Genomic DNA, 22736 nt, shown 5'->3' on the forward strand with positions numbered 1-22736 from the left:
AACAATCAGGCAGGTCTTTAAGTGTCCGAAAAAGCTGAAAAGAAGCAGAACGCCCTCTGGGAAAACGTCAAGGTCATCATTCAGGCGCTGCTGCTGGCCATGGTCATCCGCACCGTGCTGTTTCAGCCCTTCACGATCCCTTCAGGTTCGATGATGCCGACGCTGCTGGTAGGCGACTATCTTTTCGTCAACAAGTTCTCCTACGGCTATTCGAAATATTCGCTGCCCTTTTCGCCGAACCTGTTTTCCGGCCGTATCCTCGAATTCAGCAAGCCCAAGCGTGGCGATGTCGTGGTCTTCCGCCTGCCGCCCAATCCTGAAGTCGATTACATCAAGCGTCTTGTCGGCTTGCCCGGTGACCGCATCCAGGTGACGAACGGCGTGCTGTTCATCAACGGCCAGCCGGTTCCGAAGCAGCCTGATGGCACCTTCACCTCCGATTACCGTGCCGATCCGGGCGCCAATGTACCGGTGTTCCGCGAAACGCTCGATAATGGCGTCACCTTCGACACGCTCGACCAGTCGCCCGATTCGCGCGGCGACAACACTCGCGAATTCCTGGTGCCGGAAGGCCATTATTTCATGATGGGCGATAATCGCGACAACTCGCTCGACAGCCGTTTCGATGTCGGTTTCGTGCCGGAAGAAAACCTGATCGGCCGCGCCAGCGTCATCTTCTTCTCGCTGGGCAATGACACGCCGTTCAGCCGCATTTGGGACTGGCCGTCCAACATGCGCTGGGACCGTCTCTTCAAGGTTGTGGGATGAGCAAGACCAAGCCGCTGTCGATTGCGGAGATTTCCCGTCTCGAAGCGTTGATCGGATATGAATTCAAGGAAAAGGCCCGGCTCGACCGGGCCTTGACCCATGCGAGTGCCCGTTCCGCTGCGGCGGGCAATTACGAGCGGCTGGAGTTTTTGGGCGACCGCGTTCTCGGCCTTTGTGTTGCCGAGCTGTTGTTCTCCACCTTCCGCAACGCCAGCGAAGGTGAGCTTTCTGTTCGCCTCAACCAGCTTGTCAGCGCCGAATCCTGCGCCGCTATCGGCGACGAAATGGGCCTGCATAATTTCATTCGCACCGGATCGGATGTGAAGAAGCTGACCGGCAAGGCGATGCTGAACGTGCGCGCCGATGTGGTCGAAAGCCTGATCGCCACTCTCTATCTGGATGGTGGTCTGGAGGCATCCCGCAAGTTCATTCTGAAATACTGGCAGGGCCGCGCAACGCGCGTGGATGCCGGACGGCGCGATGCCAAGACTGAATTGCAGGAATGGGCGCATGCCAGATTTGCGGTTACGCCCGCTTATCGGGTTGACGATCGCTCCGGACCGGATCACGATCCCAGCTTCACCGTGACGGTGGAAATTCCCGGCGTAAAGCCGGAAACCGGCGTCGAGCGTTCCAAGCGCGCAGCCGAACAGGTGGCAGCAACCAGATTGCTGGAACGCGAAGGCGTCTGGCAGAAAAGCTCCACCTAGAACTGAGCGCCCGAAAGATAGTGGCGCTAAAATCGAGCGCATGGCGAGCCTTATGGCCGCATGTTGAATACCTCAGACCTTGAATGGATATCATGACCGATCACGAAAACCCCGCCGTTGCCGGCGAAGACATCGCCCTTCCGACCCGCTCCGGCTTCGTGGCCCTCATCGGCCCGACCAATGCCGGCAAGTCGACGCTGGTCAACAGGTTGGTGGGTGCAAAAGTTTCGATCGTCAGCCACAAGGTACAGACGACGCGCGCGGTGATGCGCGGCATCGCCATTCACAAAAATGCGCAGATTGTTTTCATGGACACGCCCGGCATCTTCAAGCCGCGCCGCAGGCTCGACCGCGCCATGGTCACCTCGGCCTGGGGCGGAGCGAAGGATGCGGATCTCATCCTGCTGCTGATCGACAGCGAACGCGGCCTGAAGGGTGACGCGGAAGCGATTCTCGAGGGGCTGAAGGATGTTCCGCAGAAGAAAATCCTCTGCCTCAACAAGATCGACCAGGTGAAGCGCGAAGACCTGCTGAAGCTTGCTGCCGCCGCCAATGAGCACGTGACCTTCGACCGGACCTTCATGATTTCGGCCACCAACGGTTCGGGCTGCGAAGACCTGATGGATTATCTGGTCGATACCCTGCCGGAAGGTCCGTGGTATTATCCGGAAGACCAGATTTCCGATCTGCCGATGCGCCAGCTCGCCGCCGAAATCACCCGCGAGAAGCTGTTCCTGCGTCTGCATCAGGAGCTTCCCTACGCCTCGCATGTCGAGACGGAGAAGTGGGAAGAGCGCAAGGACGGCTCCGTGCGCATCGAGCAGGTGATCTATGTCGAGCGCGACAGCCAGAAGAAGATCGCTCTCGGCAAGAACGGCGACGCGATCAAGGCGATCTCCACCGCCTCGCGCAAGGAACTGTCTGAAATCCTCGAACAGCCGGTCCACCTCTTCCTGTTCGTCAAGGTTCGCGAAAACTGGGGCGACGACCCCGAACGTTTCCGCGAAATGGGCCTGGAATTTCCGCGGGGATAAGGCACATCCGGTTCCTCCCACATTCCTGTGACAGGCACAGGAATGTGGATGTGCCGGCCGGAAACGGAACGGCACACAACGAACATTCTGAATATCTTCAACCTTTTATCGGGAACCGAATGCATTCGGGTGGGTTGTTCCAAAACGATTGGGCGCAACCTTTTTTCGATGATGGATATTCATGTCGCCAAAAAAACCGAACGGAATTTCCACCACCCCGTGTCAGCACTGTCCCTTGCGCGACCTGCCGCATTTCAGGGACTTTTCCTCTTCCGAACTGGATTTCGTCTCCCGTTTCAAGACAGGGGAACTGGCGGTCGAAAGCGGTTCCGTCATTTTGATGGAAGGGTCGCACAGCGCCCATCTCTACACTGTCCTTCAAGGCTGGGCTTTCCGTTATAAAACACTGGAAGACGGCAGGCGGCAGATCCTCAATTATGTCATGCCAGGCGATCTAGTCGGCCTGCAGGGCACGGTCATGGGGGAAATGCAGCATTCGGTGGAGGCGCTGTCGCCGGTGACACTGTGTGTCTTCGAGCGCTCGCGACTCAACAACCTCTTCACCGATCATCCGACCCTTGCCTATGACCTGACGTGGATTGCAGCAAGCGAGGAGCGCATGCTCGACAACCACTTGCTCAGCATCGGCCGACGCACAGCAATCGAGCGTGCTGCCTACCTCATCGCGTTCCTTTACAGCAAGGCAAAGGCGGTTAATCTCGTGCAGGGTGAAACGCCGATCCCGGTAACCCAGCAGCACGTTGCCGATACGCTCGGCCTCTCCATCGTCCACACCAACAAGACCTTGAGAAAGCTTGTCGATCGCGGTCTGATTCGCTGGACGGACAAGGGCTGTCTGGTGCTGGACGATGCCGGACTGAGCCATGTTGCCGGTTGGCAAAACGATGAAAAGCGGCCAAGACCCTTCATCTGATCTTTTTTCGACATGTCTTTTTTAAATGACGTTGGGTCCGTAATTTGCGAACTCTGTCGACATGGCGCTTGAAAATCACATTGGCGACAGCGGCGCAAATCCGTCTGGTTCCCTTCACGTTGAAAGAAGAAGAAACATGGTGCCACAACGCTGCATCATCGTTGAAGATGAATATCTGGTGGCGCTTGACGTCGAGGCGGTTCTCCAGTCCATCGGCGTTGAAACCATCACGATTGCGACGACACTTGCGCAGGCACAGGACGCATTAGGGCGGGATGGCGCCGATTGCGTGCTTCTCGACGTCAGCCTTTCCGACGGCAAGAGTTACGATTTTGCCCGCCACCTGCGCGATCACGGAATTCCCTTCGGTTTCGTCAGCGGTTATGGCGACACGAGTGGTTTCCCCGAAGATCTCGTGCATGCGCCCCTGCTGGGCAAGCCTTTCGGTGAAAACGAAATCGCCGATTTCGTGACGACGCTCGTTGCTGCGGCGCGCGACACCGTAAAAGAATAACGTTTCGCCGTCAGATCGGTTATGATCGGGCTTGAATCGGAATTCGGACAGATTTCATGCAGTGGCAGGACGAGGCAATCATTCTCGGCGTAAAGCGTCATGGCGAGACCAGCGTCATCGCCGAGGTGATGACCCGTTTGCGCGGCCGCCATCTGGGGATGGTGCGCGGCGGGCGCTCCCGCAGCATGCAGCCGGTGCTGCAGGCGGGAAACCGGGTGGATGTGATCTGGCGGGCGCGGCTTGACGACCATCTCGGCGAATTCCGCATTGAGCCTTTGCAGTTGCGGGCAGCGCAATTGATGGAAACGGCAACCGCCGTGTATGGCGTGCAGGCCATGGGCGCGCTGCTGCGGCTTCTGCCGGAGCGTGACCCGCATCCGCATCTCTATCAGGCGCTCGACGTCATTCTCGACAATCTCCATGATCCGGTCGATGCTGGCGAATTGTTCGTACGGTTCGAGCTGGCGGTGCTGAACGATCTTGGTTTCGGTCTCGATCTCACGGAATGCGCGGCAACGGGCCTGCGCACCGATCTCATCTATGTATCGCCCAAAACGGGCAGGGCGGTCTGTAGTACGGCGGGCGCGCCCTATGCGGCGCGTATGCTTTCGCTTCCCGCTTTCCTGAGCGAAGGTCAGTCGAAGGCGGCCGACCGCGACAGCCTCGCGGCAGCCTTTCGCCTGACCGGCCATTTTCTCCACCGCCATGTCTATGATCCACGCGGCCTCAATGAAAACGCCGCCCGCGACGGTTTCGTGCAGGCGGCGTTGAAGGCACTGGAGCGCAAGGCGGTGCTGCCTGCGCTCGATAAGGCGGTATAGCCTCAGGCCATTGCTGGACGAGGTGCGGGTCGTTCCTGAATAGGCCAATGCACGATGGCCGCAAAAATCCCCATGCCGACGCCGAGCCACCAGACGAGATCGTAGGAGCCGAGCTTGTCGTAAAGGAAGCCGCCGAGCCAGACACCGAGGAACGAGCCGATCTGATGCGACAGGAATACGACGCCACCCAGCATCCCGAGATGGCGCGTGCCGAACATGATCGCCACCAACGCATTGGTCGGCGGCACTGTGGAAAGCCACAGGATGCCCATCACGGCCGCGAAGATGATGACCGAAAGCGGCGTTTGCGGCAGAAGCAGGAAAGCTGTAACGGCGATTGAGCGGGCGATATAGATATAGGCCAGCAGATAGGGTTTCGAGTAACGCTGGGCAATGACGCCGGCGGCAAGCGATCCGATGATGTTAAAGAAGCCGATCAGCGCCATGGCGATGACCGCATAGCGGGGTTCGATGCCGATATCGCCGAGATAGGCCGGAAAATGCGCGGTGATGAAGGCCACCTGAAAACCGCAGACGAAAAAGCCGGTGGTCAAAAGCAGATAGCTCTTGTGGCCGAGCGCTTCTCTCAGCGCCTCGCCTGCCGTCTGCTTGAATTGCGTCTGCGACTGGCTGCCGGACGAGGAATTGCCGCGCATCGGATAGGCCAGCAGTGGCACCAGCATCATCATCACGGCAAGCCAAACGAGACTGTCCGACCAGCCATAGGTGGAAATCAGGCCCTGGCTGATTGGCGCAAACAGGAACATGCCCGCCGATCCCGCCGCGGTGCCGATGCCGAAGGCAAGCGAGCGTTGCTGCGGCGTAACATGCCGCGCGAAGGCCGAAAGAATGACGCTGAATGAACCAGCGGCAATGCCAAGCCCGACAAGCACGCCACCACCGAAATGCAGCCAGAAGGGCGACGTGCCGAAGGACATGCAGATGAGGCCAGCCGCATAGAGAAAGCCGGAAAGCACGAGCACACGGCCGGTGCCGAATTTATCGGCGATGGCGCCGAAGAATGGCTGGCCTAGACCCCAGAACAGGTTCTGAAACGCCATGGCAAGTCCGAAGGTGGAGCGGTCCCAGCCGGTATCGGCCAGCATGGGTAGCTGGAAAAAGCCCATCGCCGAGCGTGGCCCGAAGGTCATGACCGCGATCAGCGACCCGGCGACGATGATCGCCCAGGGCATGGTTTGGCGTGTGGCTTGCGACATGAAACTCTCCCGATGCAGCACCTCGCCCCGTGGGACGCTGTGCCGCAAAATTCCCCTTTGATGAGAGGAATATTATCTTTTGCAAGGCTGCCCCACTAGCAACTTTTCTTGACGGCACTATTCGTGCGATTGATGAGACACTCAGGTGAAATGCCATCGGGCAAGGTGAGGCAACGATGAAGCAGAATATTTACGACGACCCGCAGTTTTTCGAGCGCTACAGCGCCATGCCACGCTCTCTGGAGGGTCTGCGTCAGGCGGGCGAATGGCATGAGCTGCGCGCCATGTTGCCAACGCTGAAAGACAAGACAGTTCTTGATCTCGGTTGCGGTTTTGGCTGGCATTGCCGCCATGCCGTAGAGCAGGGCGCGGCGCATGTCGTCGGGGTCGATCTGTCGGAAAATATGCTGCGCCGCGCCGCCGAGATAAACGGCGGCCCCGGCATCGAATATCGCCGCGCCGCGATCGAGGACATCGATTTTGCGCCGGAAAGCTTCGATCTGGTACTGAGCTCACTCGCTCTGCACTACGTCCGCGACCTCGATGCGGCATTCGCGAGAGTTTTCTCCGTGTTGAAATCCGGCGGTGACTTTGTCTTTTCCATCGAGCACCCCGTGTTCACGGCGCTGGACAAACAGGACTGGTTCTACGGCGAAGATGGCGAAATACTGCACTGGCCGCTCGATAACTATCAGAACGAGGGCGTGCGCCATTCCAACTGGATGGCGGATGATGTCGTCAAATATCACCGCACGGTGTCAGGCATTCTCAACGCCCTGCTGACTTCAGGCTTTGCGATCACGCGGCTCGCGGAACCGAGGCCCGATCCCGCCCTGCTGGCGGAGCGGCCGGAGATGAAACACGAAGACCGCCGTCCGATTTTCCTGATCGTCGGTGCGAAGAAGCCTTGATACGAGATCGTGAGATGCATCGCCCGACAGCTTAACGCCTCTTGATCGCCCAGCCGTCCGGCCGTTCCTCGACTACCTTTGCCACATCGCCAACAGCTAGCCTGCCTTTGCCGCGCGGTGTGACATTCCAGCCGAAGAGCGGGCCGGGCACGCGCCGGTCGCCGGACATGCGGATGCGGCCCATGGCCTTCATGGGGGAAGGTACATCGCGCGAGCCGGTGATCTGGTCCTGTGTCGTCATGATGCAGCGGGCGCAGGGCTTGACGAGGTCGAAACGAATGCCGCCGATCTCGATCGCCGCCCAGCGATCCTCCGCCCACGGCTCGTCCGTTTCCAGCACGATATTGGGCCGGAACCGCTCCATGCCGACGGCGTCCTCGCCATTTGCACGCATATTGTCGTTAAGGGCTGCAAGTGAAGCGGTGGTGGTGACGAGTATCTGGTAACCGTCCGCAAAGGTGACGGGCGTTTCGTTGCCGGTCCATTCGAGGCTCGCGATGCGTTTTGCGATGTCGTCGAAGAACACCAGCTTCACCTCGCGCCCAAGCCACTCAGACAATGTGTCGTTGGTTTCGCTATCGGCGATATTGGCGCTGACGATCGATTTCCACACGGCCACATCCATGCGCTGCCCGGAAGGCCTGGCGAAAATCTTGCCACCTGCTTCCCGCGAAAGCACCATGCCGCCATCCGCGTGCTGTGCCAGAACCGTGGCAATATCAGGCAATTCGCGCTGGGTGATGAAGTTGCCCGAGGGGTCGGTCAGCATGGCGCGCCGGTCGCCGGGCAGGCCTTCCGCCGAAACATCACTTTTCGAGAGGACTATGCCGCGCGCGCTTTTCAGCGGGTAGATGTTGAGTTCGGTCACACGCATTCAGGTCTCCTCAGATTTCGTCGAGAAACAGGCCCAGCACCTGTTTCAGCCGCTCATGGCGGGCCTTTGCCAGTTCTCGCCCGGTTTCGGTGCGGAAACCATCCGCAAGCTTGAACAGCTTGGTTTCGAAATGGTCGATGGCAAAGGCGCGATCATCAAGCGGACGGTCCTTGGCCAGCGGATCGGCCGGGTCGTAAAGCGCCGAGCCCATGCGTCCGGCAATGTAAAAGCAGCGCGCCGCTCCCACCATGCCGATGGCGTCCAGCCGGTCGGCATCCTGAAGGATCTTTGCCTCCAGCGTCTGCGGCTCGATATTGGCGGAAAAACTATGTGTGGTGATGGCATGCGCGGCGGCGTCAATATCGGCCTGACGCCAGCCAAGCCCGGCCAGAATGCCGGAGGCTTTTTCCGCCGCAAGGCGTGAGGCCTGCGCGCGAAGCGGCGAGTTCTTCTCCACCGCCACGCAATCGTGCAAAAGCACGCTGGCCGCAAGCACCGTGCCATCGCCGCCTTCGCCCGCATGGATGCGCATGGCGTTGCGGAAGACGCGGTGGATATGGGCAAGATCGTGCGAGCCGTCGCCCGCATCGGCGGCATGCGGGATAAGGTCCTGCGCAAGCGCCTCATAGGGCGCAAAAGCCTCAGCCGGGATCATGTCTTCGGCTGCCGGGTGAGGATTTTCTGATAGAACAGACCGATACCGATCAGCACGGCGCCAAGCCCGATGAAGGACAGCGCCCGCAGAACGCCCTCAAGATTGCTCATGTCGATCAGGAATGCCTTGGCGACGGAGATCAGCACGAAGGCGGCGGATGCCAGACGCAGGCTGCGGGCATTGAAGCGCGAACCGACGATGAGCAGCAATACGCCGATCAACAGCCAGACCACCGAGTAGCTGTAGGTCTCGCCCTGCAGGAAGCCTTTCCAGTTGGCAATGTTTTCACCCTGCCAGAAGCGGCGGACCGAAAGCGTGGCCCAGGCAAAGCCAAGTGCGGCACCCGCCACGGCCAGCAGGCTGACATAGGCCGCAGGCCGCTTGCCGCGTGCGTAATAGGCAAGGCCGCCATAGGCAAGCGCCGGCAGCAGGTAACCGATCAGCAGCAGGTTGAGGAACGGGATGCGGCCAGTATTTTCGCCGGTGAAATAGGGGTTCAGCGTAAAGAAATGCATCACCAGCACGTTGATGACGGCGATAACGCCTGCAATCATCGAGCCGTAACGGAAGACGGGGCTGGGGCTCTTCAAATCGAGCGTCATCAGTACGCCTGAAAAACCGATGGTCAGCAGCGTATAGATCGACTGTTCGCCAAGCGTCGGCACGCTTTCGTCCAGTGTGCCGCCATTCATCGCATGGCGGATGAGGATTGCGACCGCCAGCAGGCCCATCAGGCTGGCGATGGCCTGCAGGAAGTTCTTTGCCCGGAAGCCCGGCCAGTCGCGCAGCATCCAGGCGGAGACGATAGCGAGCAGCGCCGGAATGCCGTAACCCGGCAGAAGCGCGTTGAAGACCGGCGTGAGCCCAAGATTTTGCGGCCCGACGATGGTCGGCTCCCAAGCGATGCGGCCGAGAACGGCGACGCTTGCAATCGCCATGACCCAGGGCAGCACATCCCAGTTGCGCTGTCGGGTTGCCAGCACATAACCGAAACCGATGACGGAAAGCAGTATGGTTGTCGTAAGCCCCTCAGTCAGCGTGTGCAGGCTTAGCGCGAATGCGGCAAAGGAGCCGAGCACGAGGATGTTGAGCGGCTTGCGATAGGCCTCGTTGTTTTGTCGGTGCAGCCATTCGGCAGCGGCGATCAGCAGGAAACCGAGGCCGAGGCCATAGGCTGCATGCAGCCAGTCACGACCGAGATTTCCATATTCGACGAAGCTCGCGGTTCCGAGCCAGACCGGGAAGAGAGCTGCAATCCCCGCCCAGAGCTGGGCGAAATCCGGATCGTCCGCGCCCTTGCGTTTAAGGAAGGAAAAACCGCAGAGCAAAAGAATGGCGCCAAGACCAAGCGCCATGGCGATTTCAGCCATGTAGCCGGTTCGCACCGGCGGCAGCGCAATCGAGGTATCGTTGATGATGCCAATGAAATCGAGCCCGGAGCGAGACATCACCGAGACCGCAGCCTGCGCACCAAGTGCTGCGATAATGGCGGGCCAGACCGCGTTGCGACGGGAAGCACCAAGGGCAGCCAGCCCTGCGATGAGCGCTGAGACAATCACGGCCGGATGAAGGTCGATGCCGGCGCCGATGACGAGAAAGCTGAATGCCGGCAGGATCACGGCCATTGAGACGGTGAGATTGATGGCAAGCGACGGGCGCAGCAAAAGCCGCATGGCGCGAACGGCGCGCCGCCCGGAAGTTACGGTTTCTCCCGTTTCGGCAGGTGCTGCGTCGAAATAGCGTCCGGGCCAGAGGAAGATCGTACCCGCAAGCATGACGAGCAGCGCAAGGACCGGAGGTGCGGCACTGATCGTGTCGGCGATGGCGATATAGCCGAGCGCCCAGAGGCCGAGACCGGCATTGGCAAGCGAGGGAGCCACGGTCCAGCGCTGCCTGCGCGCGGCAGCAGCTGTCGCGAGCCAGGAGATCGTCAGGAAGATGAACAGCGCCCATACATCAGGCGTTTCGGTGGCGATCAGCGCAGGCGTCAGCATAGAGCCCAAAAGGCCAAGACCGGCGAGCGCCTGCCCATGCAGAAGTGAAAGGCCAATAGTGGCGAAGGCGACAAGCCCGAGCAGGATGAAAGCGGTGGTGGGGCTTATGTAGTCGTAAATGCCGTAGGCCGCATAAACCACGCCGAACAGCGTCAATGCGCCGGCGGCCGTCAGCACGCCCGGTATCATGGCGTTGGAATAGGTCGTAGCGATGCCCGGCACGGCCTTGCGGCGGATCGCCTCGCCGGCAAGCCCAAGACCGAGGCCGAAAATGGCGGCGAGCGAAAGCCGCACGGCCGGGCTCAGGAGCCCAGACTCGATCGAATATTTGATCAGGAAAATGCCGCCGAGCGCCAGCGCCAGCCCACCTGCCCACACTGCCCAGCGTGCGCCCAGCAGACTTTCGAAGCTTTCCTTCGGGGCTGACGCGGATGCGGCCTCAGTGGAAAGCGCACTTGTCTCTTCCGCGCTGGCAAGGTTCTCCGCCGGCGCCATGGCCGCGGCCACTTCGGTTTCGGACGGATATTCCGTTTCGACGAACTCTTCTTCCGGCAAAGCCCGGTTTTCTTCTTCCGCCCTGAAATCCGGGTTTTCCGCGGCTGCATCCGCCTCCGCCTGTGCGGCAAGAGGAGAGGCCGCCCCGGTGGCCATCAGCCGCTTCAGGCCGTTAAGCTCACGCTCCAGCGACTTGATGCGGCTTGAATTGCGGATGCTTGCGACCAGCGTATAGATGAAGGCTGCGATGACGGCGAGGATGAGAAACGGGATTTCCAAACAGACTCTCCAATTACTAAGCTGTTTTTAAAGCCGTTTTGGCGAATTTATGCAAGGCTTGGTTGAGGGATGCGGGAGGTTGTCGTTTGTTTCTTCTCCCCGCCGGGGAGACGGTGTCCCGAAGGGTCGGATGAGGGGAAAACGTTGCCCAATCTCACGGCCTTTGCCCCTTATACCGCTGCCGTGGCTTTCTGCCCGGCGGGGGAGAACAAACCACGAGGCAACGCAGTATCGTCAGATGTCACGTCGCAAGCCAGTGCCGTGCCGCTTCGATATCGGCAAACCCAAGATCGTGACCGTCATCGATCATTTGCACTTCTGCCCGCGCGCCGCCGGCCACAAGCCTGCCTTGCACATCTGCCGCTCTGTCGCGATATTTGTCGCGTTCTCCGGCTACGAGCAGGAAGTTGCGTCCGGTAAGATCACTTTCCGGCCATCTATCGAGAATCGGCAACGGGCGGTAAAGCAGCGCATCCCCGGCAAGCTCCGGGTAGAGTGCAGCAAAGGCCGCATAGAAATTTGCGCCGTTGGAATGGCCGATGAAGCGCAGCTTCGAACGATCCAGACCATAGGACCGAATGGCGCCGTCAATGAACGCGGCAAAGGCTTCCGCTTCCGAGACGATATCCTTCTGGTCGAAGCTGAAATCGGGCAGACGCCGGAACCAGCGGGCGATGTCTTCCTCCGTGCTGCGGCCACGGACACCGAGAAGCGTGGCGCCCGGAGCAGCCCGGTGCGCCAGCGGCATCAGGCTGGTTTCACTGCCGCCGGAACCGTGCAGCAGGATGATGGTGCTGCCATCCGGCTTCTCGGGCGTATAGAAGCGGTGCACGAAGGGCAGGTCGCGATAGACGATACGTTCTTCGCCCGGCATCGAAAATTGCGGCAGCGCAACGCGCACATCCGCTTCGTCCTTCATGAAGAGTGGCGGGATAAACAAATTTTCGCCGAGTGCCTCCAGCGTTTCGTCCACGGTCATGCCGGGAGCGTCGGTCGCCATTTCAATCAGCACGCCGCCCGGTTCGCGGACATAAAGCGAGTGGAAATATTTCCGGTCGTGGGCATTCGTGGTGCTGGAATTCAGCGATTTCAGCTCGGCCAGAACCGCGTTCAACTCTTCCAGATCCTTCGCGCGGAAAGCGATGTGGTCAACAGTGCCGGTGCCCGGGGCGCTGGACCAGAAGCCGGTCGCGTCGCGCACGTCGATGATGTCGCCGCTTTGCGATACGAGCCGGCGGATCGCGCCCGTCTGGCTTTCCTGCCGGTAGCCGAAATATCTTGTGAGGAACGCCACGGTTTCTTCCGGCACCTCGCTCAGCATCGTTGCGCCATAAATCCGGCGAATGGCGTCTTCTGCGGGGATGTCGTTTGTCACATGCGGCGTGGCATCGGCGAAGGCGTTCGTGCCGACCAGCTTGACGATCAGGCCGTCAGGGTCTTTCAACCGGATGACAGGGGTTCCGAATTCGTCGGATGGGCCCTCCGCGCGGATGCCGAATTTCAGCGCGCGCGTCAGCCAGAAACCAATGCTGGCAGGGTCGATCGCCAGTGAAACTTCCAGCGTCTGGCCATAACCCACGCGGCCCTGCCCACCGTCTTCCCAGACGAGGAAGGTCAAAAGCGAGCCGGGCGAGGCGTTTCCGTCGCCGTAAAGCAGGTGAAGCTGCATGGCATCTTCGAAACCGGCAGTGCGTTTGACGAGCCTTAAGCCCAGAAAGCCGGCGTAAAAATCGACATTCGCCTGCACCTTCCGGGTGATCATCGTGATGTGGTGTATGCCCAGTGCAGAATTCATCGTGCCGTCCCCGCCGTTTTGCCTGCTGTTTGTGGCCCTATTTGTCCCACGCTGCGCCTGATCCGCAACCCCGGCAAGTGAGAACGCTGTGTTCGCTGCGTGAACGATATTGCTGTCGCTTCGTTGCATGCGGGATGGGCAAAAATCGGGCTTTTTGCCTGCCGGTTGACCATGAATGCCTTTAAAATAAGCATACAAAATAACGGCTATTTTGTATGCAATTTTATCTTGCCTTGATGGCTGGAATTGGGTCTTATGCAACCAATCCAACCATAACCATCAGGGGGAACAGATGATATTAACGCGTAGGTTGTTGTCGAGAGCTCTGGCCATTGCTGCAGTCGGTGCCGCTGCCGGGCTGTCGCTGCCGGTAACGAGCGCCCATGCCGAAACGCCGGTAAAATTCACGCTCGACTGGAAATTCGAGGGACCTGCAGCAGGTTTCCTGCTGGCGCTGGACAAGGGATACTTCAAGGCCGAAGGCCTCGACGTGACGATCGACAGCGGCAACGGCTCGGTGGAGGCCATTCCGCGCGTGGCAACCGGCGCTTACCAGATGGGTTTCGGCGACATCAATTCGGTGATCAAGTTCCTCGATGAGGATCCGAGCCAGAAGGTCAAGGCCGTTTATATGGTCTATGAACGCCCGACATTTGCCGTCGTGGGCCGCAAGTCGCTTGGTGTGACTGGCGACCCGAAGTCGCTGGAAGGCAAGAAACTCGGCGCACCGCCGCCGGATGGCGCTTTTGCGCAATGGCCAGCCTTCAAGCAGGTCGCGGGGCTGGACGACAGCAAAATCAAGATCGGATCGATCGGCTTTCCGGTGCGTGAGCCGATGCTCGCCAAGGGTGATGTCGACGGCGTCTTCGGCTTTGCCTTTTCGGTGATCCTCAACCTGAAAAAACAGGGCATTGCCGATGACGATATCTCGACCATCCTGATGGCCGAGCATGGCTTGAATCTTTATGGCAATGCCGTGCTGGTAAACACTGATTTTACTGAGAAAAACCCTGATGCCGTCAAGGGTTTCCTCAAGGCGTTGGCCAAGGGCTTCGCCGATTCCGTCAAGGCCCCTGAAGAGGGTGTGGCGGCCGTGCTCAAGCGTAACGAGACGCTCGACAGCGCGATTGAGCTGGAACGCCTCAACATGGCCAACAGCATGAACATCAAGACGCCCTATGTGGTGGAAAATGGCATGGGCGGCGTCGATCCGGCCCGGCTTGCTGCCTCCCTCGAGACCCTGAAAGTTTCCATGGGTCTGAAAGGCAACGTCAAGGCAGAGCAGGTCTTCGACGCGGCTTACCTGCCGCCCAAGGAAGAGCGCATGCTTCCCTGATTGATGTCACGGCGACCGCCCGGATCGCTTGCCGGTCCGGGCGGTTTGCAATTTTTAAATAGCATGGGGGGCTGAAAAGGGGACTGCGATGTCACATCTCGTGGAAATAGACAATGTCGACATGCGTTACGGCGGGGCAGCCGGAACGCTGGCTGTATCCGGCCTCAACCTGACGGTCGACAAGGGGGAATTCGCTGCTGTCGTCGGCCCGTCGGGCTGCGGCAAGTCGACCCTGATGAAGCTGGTAACGGGGCTGCACATTCCGCAAAAGGGCAATGTCATCGTTGCCGGTCGGCAGGTCACGGAACCGGTGTCCATTGTCGGCATGGCGTTTCAGAACCCGACGATGCTGCCCTGGCGCACGACGCTCGAAAATATCCTGCTGCCGCTGGAGATCGTCGAGAAACACCGCCGGCGTCTGCGCGCGCATAAGGCCGAATATGTCGCCAAAGCCGAACGCCTGCTGGAAATCGTCGGCCTCAAAGGCTTCGGCTCGAAATTCCCCTGGCAGCTTTCCGGCGGCATGCAGCAGCGCGCCAATCTCTGCCGCGCATTGATCCACGAGCCGGACCTTCTCATGCTGGATGAGCCCTTCGGCGCGCTCGACGCCTTTACCCGTGAGGAACTGTGGTGCGTCATCCGCGATCTGCATACGGCGCAGCGGGTCACCATCATTCTGGTGACACACGATCTGCGCGAAGCGACCTTTCTCGCTGACAAGATTTTCGTGATGAGTGCAAGGCCGGGCCGCGTGCTGGCGGAACACCGCGTGCCTTTTGCGCGACCGCGCCAGCTGGATATCATGTATGACAAGGGTTTCAACGACATGGTGCAGGAACTGCATGGCGAGATAGCGCAGGCGAGGGTGGCGGCATGAGTGCGTTTGTGGAAAGCAGCATGGCAACCGCGCCGTCGAAACCGCTGATCGCCCGGGTCAACTGGGTGAAGGCCGCCCCCTGGCTCTATACGCTGGCGCTGTTTGCAATGTGGGAGCTGCTGGTCTATGCGCTGAAAATGCCGCCAACCATTCTGCCGTCGCCCGTGCGTGTGGGGCAGGCCATCGTGCAATATTGGTCGCCGATCTGGAAGAACTCACTTCAGACGCTCTATACCACCACGCTCGGTTTTGCGATCGCCGTCGCGGCGGGTCTCGCCATCGGCCTCTTTATCGGCTGGTCGAAAACCATCTATGCCGGGCTTTATCCGCTGATGATCGGTTTTAACGCCATCCCCAAAGTGGCGCTGGTGCCGATCCTCGTCATCTGGTTCGGCATCGGCACTGTTCCTGCGGTTCTGACTGCGTTCCTGATTTCCTTCTTCCCCATCGTCGTCAACGTCGCGACCGGTCTGGCCACCATCGAGCCGGAAACGGAGGACGTGCTGCGCGCACTTGGCGCCAGGAAGATGGATATCATGCTGAAGGTCGGCATTCCGCGCTCCATGCCTTACTTCTTCGGCTCGCTGAAAATCGCCATCACGCTCGCCTTCGTCGGCTCGGTCGTATCGGAAACCGTCGCCTCCAATTATGGCCTCGGTAATATGATGAGTTCGGCGCAAAGCCAGTTCAACGTGCCACTGGTCTTTGCCGGTCTGTTGATGCTCGCCGTGGAAGGTATCGTCATGTATGCGATCATGGCCTGGCTCGAAAAGCGCATGACCGGCTGGGCGCATCGCTCGACCATGGGGCAGTGAGCGGGGAAAGAGCCGTATCAACTCGCATTGGTTGCCTTCTCCCCACTGGGGGAAGGCGAAATCGTGACAATTCAAGGTTTGACCACAGGCTGCGGAAAACCAGGAAGAGTGCGGTCTTAATGCGCCGCCATTTCCTCGACGATCTCAGGGCCATCCATCTGGAACGGGTAATAGGTTGGCCAATTGGTCACCTCGTCCAAAAGTGCCTTGCGGTCATTGCCCCAGTAGAGGTGATAATGGCCGGCTTTTTTAGGCGCGATGGTGTGATCGCTGAACTGAATGAATTGCGGTGCGTCCGCATCGCCGCCGGTCTTTTTGAAGATGTACCGCACGCCGCGATTACCCTTCTTGTAGGTCAGGATTTCCTGGCCGTCGCTGACATAAGTGCCTTGCGTTGGTTTGCCTTCCTTATAAAACGCCACGTTGTCGCCCTTGATGGTGATGCGATTGACATCCGTTTTGTAGCCAATTTCGTAATAGGCACGATATTCGGCTGCTGTCTTGTCGCCGTGGGCTGCCTTCTCCGCCATGATCCCATCGAGAGAACCGTTCAGCAGATAGGGATAGACTGACTGCCAGTCACCTTCCCAGTCTGAAAGCATTCGCGGCTTCACCTGCGCATCCTCGAAGTAACCCTTGTAGATCTGGTTCTCGGCTTCGGTCTGGCCATGGCTGTGGTCGTGGCTGTGACTATGCGCGGTGGACGTCTTGTCTTTTCCGGCCGCCAGTGCCGGGGCTGTCATCAGCAGCATGGAACCGATTGCAAGCGCGCCGGTGACGCGGGTGATGGTTTTTTGCATTCTTCTGGCCCTTATGTGGTTATAAATCGAAGGGTAAGTTATGTAATAACATTACGCATAGGTCGTATAAACACGTCCTTTGCCAGACGCAAGAGCGCCCGCCGCCACCCTTGCGCGAAAAATGGTGAAAGCCGGCTCAGGGCCGGCTTTCATATGGGAAAAAGTTGCATGGAGAAGGGAGCGGCTGGGACGCTCCCAATTCACGCGGTTTGTGCGGTTAATTCCGCCTTGCGCTCATCGAAAGCGAGCTTCATTGCCTTCGTCACGTCACGCGTGGTTGCGAAGTAATTGTCGCTACGCGCCCAGTATCGCAATTTCACGGTGGCGCTGTCGGCGCTGACCGAGATCGACGAAGGTAACGGGGGCGGGGGCCAGCAGTACCCGGCTTTCCGAGCGCACCACACGCATCAGCATGTCCTGCGCCGCAGCCAGATCCTCGTCGCTCTTAACCGTCAGGCTCAATTCGTGTCGGCGTGAGGGAAAGCGGCTGTAATTGGTGATTGGCACGTTCCACAGGGTGGAATTTGGCGCAAGGCGGTAAAGCCCATCGCTGGTTTTAAGCTCGGTCGCAAACAGGCCGATTTCGATCACCGTGCCGCTCACGGCGCCAGTCTCGATATATTCGCCAACCCGGAAGGGACGCAGCACCAGAAGCATGATGCCGGCGGCGATGTTCTGCAATGTGCCCTGAAGCGCCAGACCGATGGCGAGGCCGGCAGCGCCGAGTGCCGCAAGAATGGAGGCCGTCTGTACGCCAAACTGGCCAAGCACCATGACCAGCACCAGAATAAGCACCACGTAACGGATGGCACCTGCGAAGAAACCGGCAAGCGTCGCATCGAAGCCGCGGATGCGGGACAGGCCCTGAAAAGCCCAGCGCTGCAGGAAAGTCGCGGCCAGCCAGCCGATGATCAGAAGCAGCAGCGCACCGATGATCGAAAAGGAATATTGCACCGCCAGCGTGCTCGCCTGCCGTACCGCTGCCTGCGATGCGACGATGATATCCGTTGCCTGTTGTTCCATGAATTATCCCGTGATTCTTATTGCTGTTCTACTTTGGTAACGACTGGATGCCGCAGGGGTTCCGCCAAAAACGGAGCCGTCAGTTGGAGAGAGGCAGCACGAAGGGTACGTTGCCGTCCGTATCCGCGCCCCTGCCGATCGTCTTGATTGCCGCCACCAGCTTGCCATCCCGCCCAAGCAACCGGTCCCCGATTGCGATGATGCGGGCATTGGGGGTGGCATAGGGTGATGCGGTGCGCAGGCTGAGCGCAAGCGCCATCTCGTCCTGATCCGGATAAAGGCTGAGTGCTGCAATGACGGCTGCGGCAGGAGAGCGCGACACGCCCATCCAGCAATGGATGAGAAGCGGTGCGGACTGGTCCCATTCGCGGGCGAAATCGATCAGCCGCAGCACATGCGCATCGTCAGGCGCGATGAGATCGCCGGTGCCCTTGAAGCTGATGTCATTCATCGCAAGGGTCAGGTGCCTTTGGGCTGAGATCACCGCCGGGCGGTGAAAGGTCTGCTCCTTTGCGATCAGCGTCACCATTTCACGGGCTTTGTGCTTCACGGCCATTTCCGCGATCCGCGACAACGGCGATACGACGATGGAAGTCATTTAACCCCTCCAGCCGCGTTGCCGGTTTTGACCACGCGCATCGCCTCGATCGCCTCGAAGCGTTCAACGAACCGCTTCTGCGCCTCGGTCGAGGGAAGCGGGATAATGTCGAACATATCGCGGGTGATGCCGCGCGGCAGGCCGAAGAATTTCTGTGCCTCGGCAATGGAAAAACCGGCAAGCTCCGTCGCCTCGAAAAAGGCGGCAACCGTATCGGCTTTCTTGATGCGGTCTTTCAGTTCGCGCGAGGCATGCGGCGGCAGGCCAAAGCGCAGATGCACGGCCGCTTCCAGCCTTTTCTCCACGGTTTTATAACCGCCGCCGACCACTGATTTGAACGGCGATATCATGTCGCCGATGACATATTCCGGGGCGTCGTGCAAAAGCGCCATCTGCATATCGTCGGGCGTCGCATTCGCACATATGCGGCAGAAAATGTTTTCGACGATGAGGCTATGCTGGGCGACGGAGAAGGCATGATCGCCGCGCGTCTGGCCATTCCAGCGGGCGACGCGGGCAAGACCATGGGCGATATCGGCGATTTCTACGTCGAGCGGTGAGGGGTCGAGCAGGTCGAGCCGCCGTCCAGAAAGCATGCGCTGCCAGGCGCGCGGACTTTTAGCGGGCGCCACGCCTATTCCTCCGCCTGTACCGCAGGATCGACGACGGGGAAGGAGATGCCGCTCCAGGCCGGCAAGGCCACAGTCACGGGAACATTCTCGGCAATGAGCGGCGTGGCGGAGGCGAGCGCATCGGCAACGCGGTCTGTCCGCACGATGGCAAGTCCCGTGTTGCCGCAAACGGTTCCAAGCGCCCCGACCGGTTTTCCATTGGCGGTGATTTCTGTTCCGGTTGCGGGAAGCGCGCTTTCAGCCGAAACGGTGACGACCCGCCGTCTTGCCGTGCCGCGATGTTTCATGCGCGAGACGACTTCCTGACCGACGAAGCAACCCTTCTTGAACGAGACGCCGTCATTCACATCCATCAGCACATCATGCGGAAAAGCATCCTGCAACGCGTAATCCCGGCCGGATTCGGCAATTCCGTACTCAATGCGCAGGGCATCATATGCCGTTATGTCGCCCGAGGCCGAAGCACCCGGCACGCGGAACAGATTGATGCCGGCCTTGGCGAAACGGCCGTCCTTCGCGTCCGCCTCCGGCACACTTTCGCTCCAGAAAACGCTTACGCCTTCTATCGGTTCGGCCTTGAGATCAACGGGCGCGCGCAGCTTGTACATGGTCAGGCGGCGCAGCAGCGCATCCTGTTCGGCAGCGCCCGATTCGATCAGATAATCCGGCCCATCGCGCGTGATCAGGAAATCGAACAGGATCTTGCCCTGCGGCGTCAGAAGTGCCGAGGCGCGCGCCTCGCCTTGCGGCAGGTTTTCAACATCGGCCGTGATCAGATTGTTCAGAAACTCTTCGGCACCCGTGCCGGAAACTCTGATCAGGCGGCGGTCGGCAAGAAAGGCGGAAGGCATGGCATCACCGTTCGGTTCATCGAAAGCATTTCCGGCTAGGGTCGCTGAGGGCTGCCCGAGGCAATCTGCAGAAATGCTCTCTTTTTGTTTTCGCGCAGTTCCACTTGCAGAACCGCGACGCGCTTCTGCTGAATTGCTCATGCCGCACAGTTAGGATTTTTGCAAAAGAACGGCAAGCACCGCCGCGCGATCAATCGCCGGCGGTGAAGAACTTCCACTTGCCATCGGGCGAAATGCCGATGCGGTAAAAGCTGTAATTACCGTATTCCTGCATATCAGCCAGATCGCCCGCCGTGATGATGCGCAGCAGCTCGACCTTTTCCGGCGCGGTCAGCGTATTGAGCGGCTTTCCGGAGAAATAGGGGAAAACATAGGCTTCATCCGGGGTGCCGGCGTCGACATGGGCATAACCCGTGGAAAGCAGATCGATGATGATCGCCAGCACTTCCAGACCGTCGGGGTCGCCGGAATAGCTTTTCAGCGCTGCGATCGGGTCGTCGCTGTCATTGCCGTCGATACGGAACTGCTTGTCGCTGGCGGCGATGAAAGGCCGCAGTTTTTCGATATCGCCCGAAGAAGCGGCGTCGATGATCTGCTGGCGAAGCTTGCGCACAGCTTCCGGCGCCTTTGAAATATCATGCTCGATAACGACCGACATTTCCGGCGTGTTGCCCGGCTTGGCGGGTTGCTGGGTCGATTGACCGGCGGAACGGTCGACCAGAGGGTCGGGCAGTGGAATGCCGTCCGAATCACCTTCGATCTCGTCGGGCTCAGGAGCCTGGGGCCGTTGCGGCTGTTCGCCACTTTGGGCTTGCGGCTCGCCTTCGGTATTTTGTGCGGGTTTCAGCTCGGAAAGCGCAAAGGCGCGGCTGGGCAAACCAATGGACCCGGCGGTCAAGGCAGCCAAGATGGACAGCATGGCGGAAGAGCGCAAAAGCCCCTTGCTCAGGCAAGACATGACAGACCCCGACTTTACTGTATCACGCGCTGCGGGGAAAATTCGCCTTCAAGCATGCGCTGGCGCAGCGATTCCAGCATTGCTTCGGCACCGGCTTCGCCGTGCATACGGATGGTTTCGCGCATGGCCAGAGCGATTGCGGCATCGGCGATGATCTCCGGCTCGATGCCGTCGGCCATGCCGTCAGCCCATGCCTCGTTCTGGTGTTCCAGAGCGACCTGCATCTTTTCATGCACGATCATGTCGTCGATTTCGTTACGGCTCGTCTGCATTTTTCATCCTCGACAGGGCGGGCAAGTCCTTACCACCCTGTTAACAACACTAGCAGCCTTTTATCAAAACGGCACGGGCTGCGGCGAAAAGAGGTTAACAATCCGCTAATTTCCGAACCTGGACGCAATTTCCTGGGCGAGTGTTGCCCCTTCGTTACGGTAGCCCTCTTCTGCCATGACGGCGGCGCGTGTGCAACTGCTGTGGATGGCCGCAAAGGAACGATATCCACGGTTGAATGCAGCCGTCATGCGCTGGCGCCTTTCAGGTTCGTTGGCCGTATCGGCCGCCAGAAGATCGCTCATCGATTTGCGCCAGTCCTCCGGACCGGAGGAAGGGCACAGGGTTCTCAGATATTGCACCGCCCCCAATATCTCCGACAGCCGTGCCAGCCTGTCGTCATAGGGAGCGGGTTTGGGCGGTTGTGCTTCCGGCGGGCGAACCTCACTGGAAGCAGCCTTCGAAGGCTGCGCATGAGCGACGCCGTCTTGCCCGGCGGGTACAAGCATGGTCAGGAAAAAAGACAGGAAAATGGTTGGCCGTATCAAAATTTTATTCTGCCCCACACATACTCGTGAACACCCGGCGGGCGGATTGGTCCTAAAGCCATCGCGGTCTTTCAGACCGCCCCGTCAGCTTTAGGTCTATATCATGTCGTTATCGCAAAACTGCTGCACAGTGTTGCGCGACATCCTCTAGATAATAGCGATTCTGCCTGGCTGGCAATCATGCAAGCAGCCGCTCGGCGCATTCGACGACGCTTTCCGGTGCCGGCAACCGGCGGATTTCCGACAATGTGAACCAGCCTGCATCCGCCGCGTCGTCGGCCGCCGTCACCGCCGGGTCCGCGTCCGTTTCCACGGTAAAGACGGAGAGGAAATAGTGGCTCGTCAGCGCACCTTCGGGGTCGCGCGACGGCAGGTCATAGGTCGCAAACAGCTGCGGTTTACGCGCGACGATACCGGTTTCCTCCTGAAGTTCGCGCAGCGCCGTCTCTGCTGGCGTTTCACCCTCTTCGCCGCGCCCGCCCGGAAATGCGAACATGTCTTTCGACGGCGGATTTATACGGCGCACGAGCAGCAGCCGATCTCCATTCCGGACGATGGCGGAGGAGGCGGGGCGGGGCTTGATACGAAGGGTCATGAGTGGTTTCGCTTGTTTCAGCCGTCTTGGGCCTGTCTATATTGGTCCGGGAATACCGATGGTATATTCGGGAATCGGATCGATTGTGCACGCAGAAGACGGTGGAATGAAGGTCTATCTTATTTATGCCCTGGCGGCTGTTGCGGAAATCGCCGGTTGCTTTTCCTTCTGGGCGTGGCTGAAGCTTGGCAAGACAGGCTGGATATTGCTGCCAGGCATGCTGGCGCTCGCCGCTTTCGCCTGGGCTTTGACGCTTGTGCCGACCGAGACCGCGGGCAGGGCCTATGCTGCCTATGGCGGGATTTACATTGCCGCATCGCTTCTCTGGCTCTGGGGCGTTGAGGGGCAAGTACCGGATAGATGGGATATCGCCGGCGGTGCCGTCTGCCTCGCGGGCACGGCTATCATTTTATTCGGTCCCCGGGCCTGAGG

Annotated in this window: 24 protein-coding genes and 1 pseudogene; 11 read left to right on the plus strand and 14 right to left on the minus strand. The window is 59.6% G+C overall.

Annotated elements, in window-relative coordinates:
• Positions 1–21: 21 nt before the first annotated feature.
• The 6 genes from lepB (at position 22) to recO (ending at position 4781) form a co-directional block, all read left to right on the plus strand.
• Entirely contained in the window at positions 22–768 is a 747-nt protein-coding gene (gene lepB, locus RBH71_RS17525; RefSeq protein ID WP_003512243.1) for a signal peptidase I, read from the plus strand.
• Entirely contained in the window at positions 765–1478 is a 714-nt protein-coding gene (rnc, locus tag RBH71_RS17530) for a ribonuclease III (protein WP_003512245.1), read from the plus strand. Before lepB ends, rnc begins: the two co-directional genes overlap by 4 nt.
• Positions 1479–1561: 83 nt before the next feature.
• Complete coding sequence (era, locus tag RBH71_RS17535; RefSeq protein WP_013635798.1) at positions 1562–2512, plus strand: GTPase Era; 951 nt, start codon at positions 1562–1564, stop codon at positions 2510–2512.
• Positions 2513–2693: 181 nt separating this feature from the next.
• Complete coding sequence (locus RBH71_RS17540) at positions 2694–3446, plus strand: Crp/Fnr family transcriptional regulator (protein ID WP_003512249.1); 753 nt, start codon at positions 2694–2696, stop codon at positions 3444–3446.
• 136 nt (positions 3447–3582) lie between these two features.
• Complete coding sequence (locus tag RBH71_RS17545; RefSeq protein WP_025592901.1) at positions 3583–3960, plus strand: response regulator; 378 nt, start codon at positions 3583–3585, stop codon at positions 3958–3960.
• 56 nt (positions 3961–4016) lie between these two features.
• Complete coding sequence (gene recO, locus RBH71_RS17550; protein WP_003512253.1) at positions 4017–4781, plus strand: DNA repair protein RecO; 765 nt, start codon at positions 4017–4019, stop codon at positions 4779–4781.
• A 2-nt stretch (positions 4782–4783) separates the two neighbouring features.
• Here the strand turns inward: recO and RBH71_RS17555 are convergent, their stop codons facing one another.
• Positions 4784–5998, minus strand: a complete 1215-nt coding sequence (locus tag RBH71_RS17555; protein ID WP_003512255.1) for an MFS transporter — start codon at positions 5996–5998, stop codon at positions 4784–4786.
• Between the two features lie 176 nt (positions 5999–6174).
• On the opposite strand from RBH71_RS17555, the gene RBH71_RS17560 reads away from it, so the two are divergent.
• Positions 6175–6909 (plus strand): class I SAM-dependent methyltransferase, encoded by a 735-nt coding sequence (locus RBH71_RS17560; RefSeq protein ID WP_003512256.1) that lies wholly within the window; start codon positions 6175–6177, stop codon positions 6907–6909.
• Between the two features lie 31 nt (positions 6910–6940).
• Here the strand turns inward: RBH71_RS17560 and RBH71_RS17565 are convergent, their stop codons facing one another.
• From RBH71_RS17565 to RBH71_RS17580, 4 genes are all read right to left on the minus strand, one after another.
• On the minus strand, positions 6941–7783 hold the full coding sequence (locus RBH71_RS17565; protein ID WP_323687429.1) for an MOSC domain-containing protein: 843 nt from the start codon (positions 7781–7783) through the stop codon (positions 6941–6943).
• Positions 7784–7793: 10 nt separating this feature from the next.
• Entirely contained in the window at positions 7794–8438 is a 645-nt protein-coding gene (locus tag RBH71_RS17570; protein WP_003512260.1) for an HD domain-containing protein, read from the minus strand.
• A complete protein-coding gene (locus RBH71_RS17575) occupies positions 8435–11206 on the minus strand; it encodes a DUF2339 domain-containing protein (RefSeq protein ID WP_003512261.1) in 2772 nt (923 codons plus the stop codon). The genes RBH71_RS17570 and RBH71_RS17575 overlap by 4 nt, the downstream gene beginning before the upstream one ends.
• 241 nt (positions 11207–11447) lie before the next feature.
• Positions 11448–13001, minus strand: coding sequence for a VOC family protein (locus RBH71_RS17580; protein WP_003512263.1), 1554 nt, complete (start codon positions 12999–13001; stop codon positions 11448–11450).
• A 292-nt stretch (positions 13002–13293) separates the two neighbouring features.
• On the opposite strand from RBH71_RS17580, the gene RBH71_RS17585 reads away from it, so the two are divergent.
• The 3 genes from RBH71_RS17585 to RBH71_RS17595 all read left to right on the plus strand — a co-directional run bounded on the left by RBH71_RS17585 (position 13294) and on the right by RBH71_RS17595 (position 16029).
• A complete protein-coding gene (locus tag RBH71_RS17585; RefSeq protein WP_323687430.1) occupies positions 13294–14337 on the plus strand; it encodes an ABC transporter substrate-binding protein in 1044 nt (347 codons plus the stop codon).
• Between the two features lie 88 nt (positions 14338–14425).
• A complete protein-coding gene (locus tag RBH71_RS17590; RefSeq protein WP_003512279.1) occupies positions 14426–15214 on the plus strand; it encodes an ABC transporter ATP-binding protein in 789 nt (262 codons plus the stop codon).
• Positions 15211–16029, plus strand: a complete 819-nt coding sequence (locus tag RBH71_RS17595; RefSeq protein ID WP_003512280.1) for an ABC transporter permease — start codon at positions 15211–15213, stop codon at positions 16027–16029. Before RBH71_RS17590 ends, RBH71_RS17595 begins: the two co-directional genes overlap by 4 nt.
• A gap of 116 nt (positions 16030–16145) precedes the next feature.
• Here RBH71_RS17595 and RBH71_RS17600 read toward each other — a convergent pair whose 3' ends face one another.
• The 9 genes and pseudogenes from RBH71_RS17600 to RBH71_RS17640 form a co-directional block, all read right to left on the minus strand.
• Positions 16146–16829, minus strand: a complete 684-nt coding sequence (locus RBH71_RS17600; protein WP_003512283.1) for a metal-binding protein ZinT — start codon at positions 16827–16829, stop codon at positions 16146–16148.
• A 200-nt stretch (positions 16830–17029) separates the two neighbouring features.
• A pseudogene (locus RBH71_RS17605) lies at positions 17030–17852 on the minus strand (mechanosensitive ion channel family protein).
• Between the two features lie 79 nt (positions 17853–17931).
• The gene (locus RBH71_RS17610; RefSeq protein WP_003512287.1) at positions 17932–18450 is read right to left on the minus strand and encodes a tyrosine phosphatase family protein; all 519 of its coding nucleotides are present in this window, start codon (positions 18448–18450) and stop codon (positions 17932–17934) included.
• Complete coding sequence (locus tag RBH71_RS17615) at positions 18447–19082, minus strand: YfbR-like 5'-deoxynucleotidase (RefSeq protein ID WP_003512289.1); 636 nt, start codon at positions 19080–19082, stop codon at positions 18447–18449. The genes RBH71_RS17610 and RBH71_RS17615 overlap by 4 nt, the downstream gene beginning before the upstream one ends.
• 2 nt (positions 19083–19084) lie before the next feature.
• Positions 19085–19933 (minus strand): YgfZ/GcvT domain-containing protein, encoded by an 849-nt coding sequence (locus tag RBH71_RS17620; RefSeq protein WP_035251747.1) that lies wholly within the window; start codon positions 19931–19933, stop codon positions 19085–19087.
• Between the two features lie 190 nt (positions 19934–20123).
• Positions 20124–20891: a hypothetical protein gene (locus RBH71_RS17625; RefSeq protein ID WP_026330794.1), complete on the minus strand. Its 768-nt coding sequence runs from the start codon at positions 20889–20891 to the stop codon at positions 20124–20126.
• 14 nt (positions 20892–20905) lie between these two features.
• The gene (locus RBH71_RS17630) at positions 20906–21163 is read right to left on the minus strand and encodes a hypothetical protein (RefSeq protein WP_003496894.1); all 258 of its coding nucleotides are present in this window, start codon (positions 21161–21163) and stop codon (positions 20906–20908) included.
• A 105-nt stretch (positions 21164–21268) separates the two neighbouring features.
• The gene (locus RBH71_RS17635) at positions 21269–21709 is read right to left on the minus strand and encodes a TIGR02301 family protein (protein WP_003512294.1); all 441 of its coding nucleotides are present in this window, start codon (positions 21707–21709) and stop codon (positions 21269–21271) included.
• 178 nt (positions 21710–21887) lie between these two features.
• The gene (locus RBH71_RS17640) at positions 21888–22304 is read right to left on the minus strand and encodes an NUDIX hydrolase (RefSeq protein ID WP_003512297.1); all 417 of its coding nucleotides are present in this window, start codon (positions 22302–22304) and stop codon (positions 21888–21890) included.
• A gap of 106 nt (positions 22305–22410) precedes the next feature.
• Between RBH71_RS17640 and RBH71_RS17645 the strand changes: the two genes are divergently transcribed.
• A complete protein-coding gene (locus RBH71_RS17645) occupies positions 22411–22734 on the plus strand; it encodes a YnfA family protein (protein WP_026330795.1) in 324 nt (107 codons plus the stop codon).
• The last annotated feature ends 2 nt before the right edge of the window (positions 22735–22736 follow it).

The organism is Rhizobium sp. AN68 (assembly GCF_030758035.1).
Lineage (GTDB): Bacteria > Pseudomonadota > Alphaproteobacteria > Rhizobiales > Rhizobiaceae > Agrobacterium > Agrobacterium tumefaciens.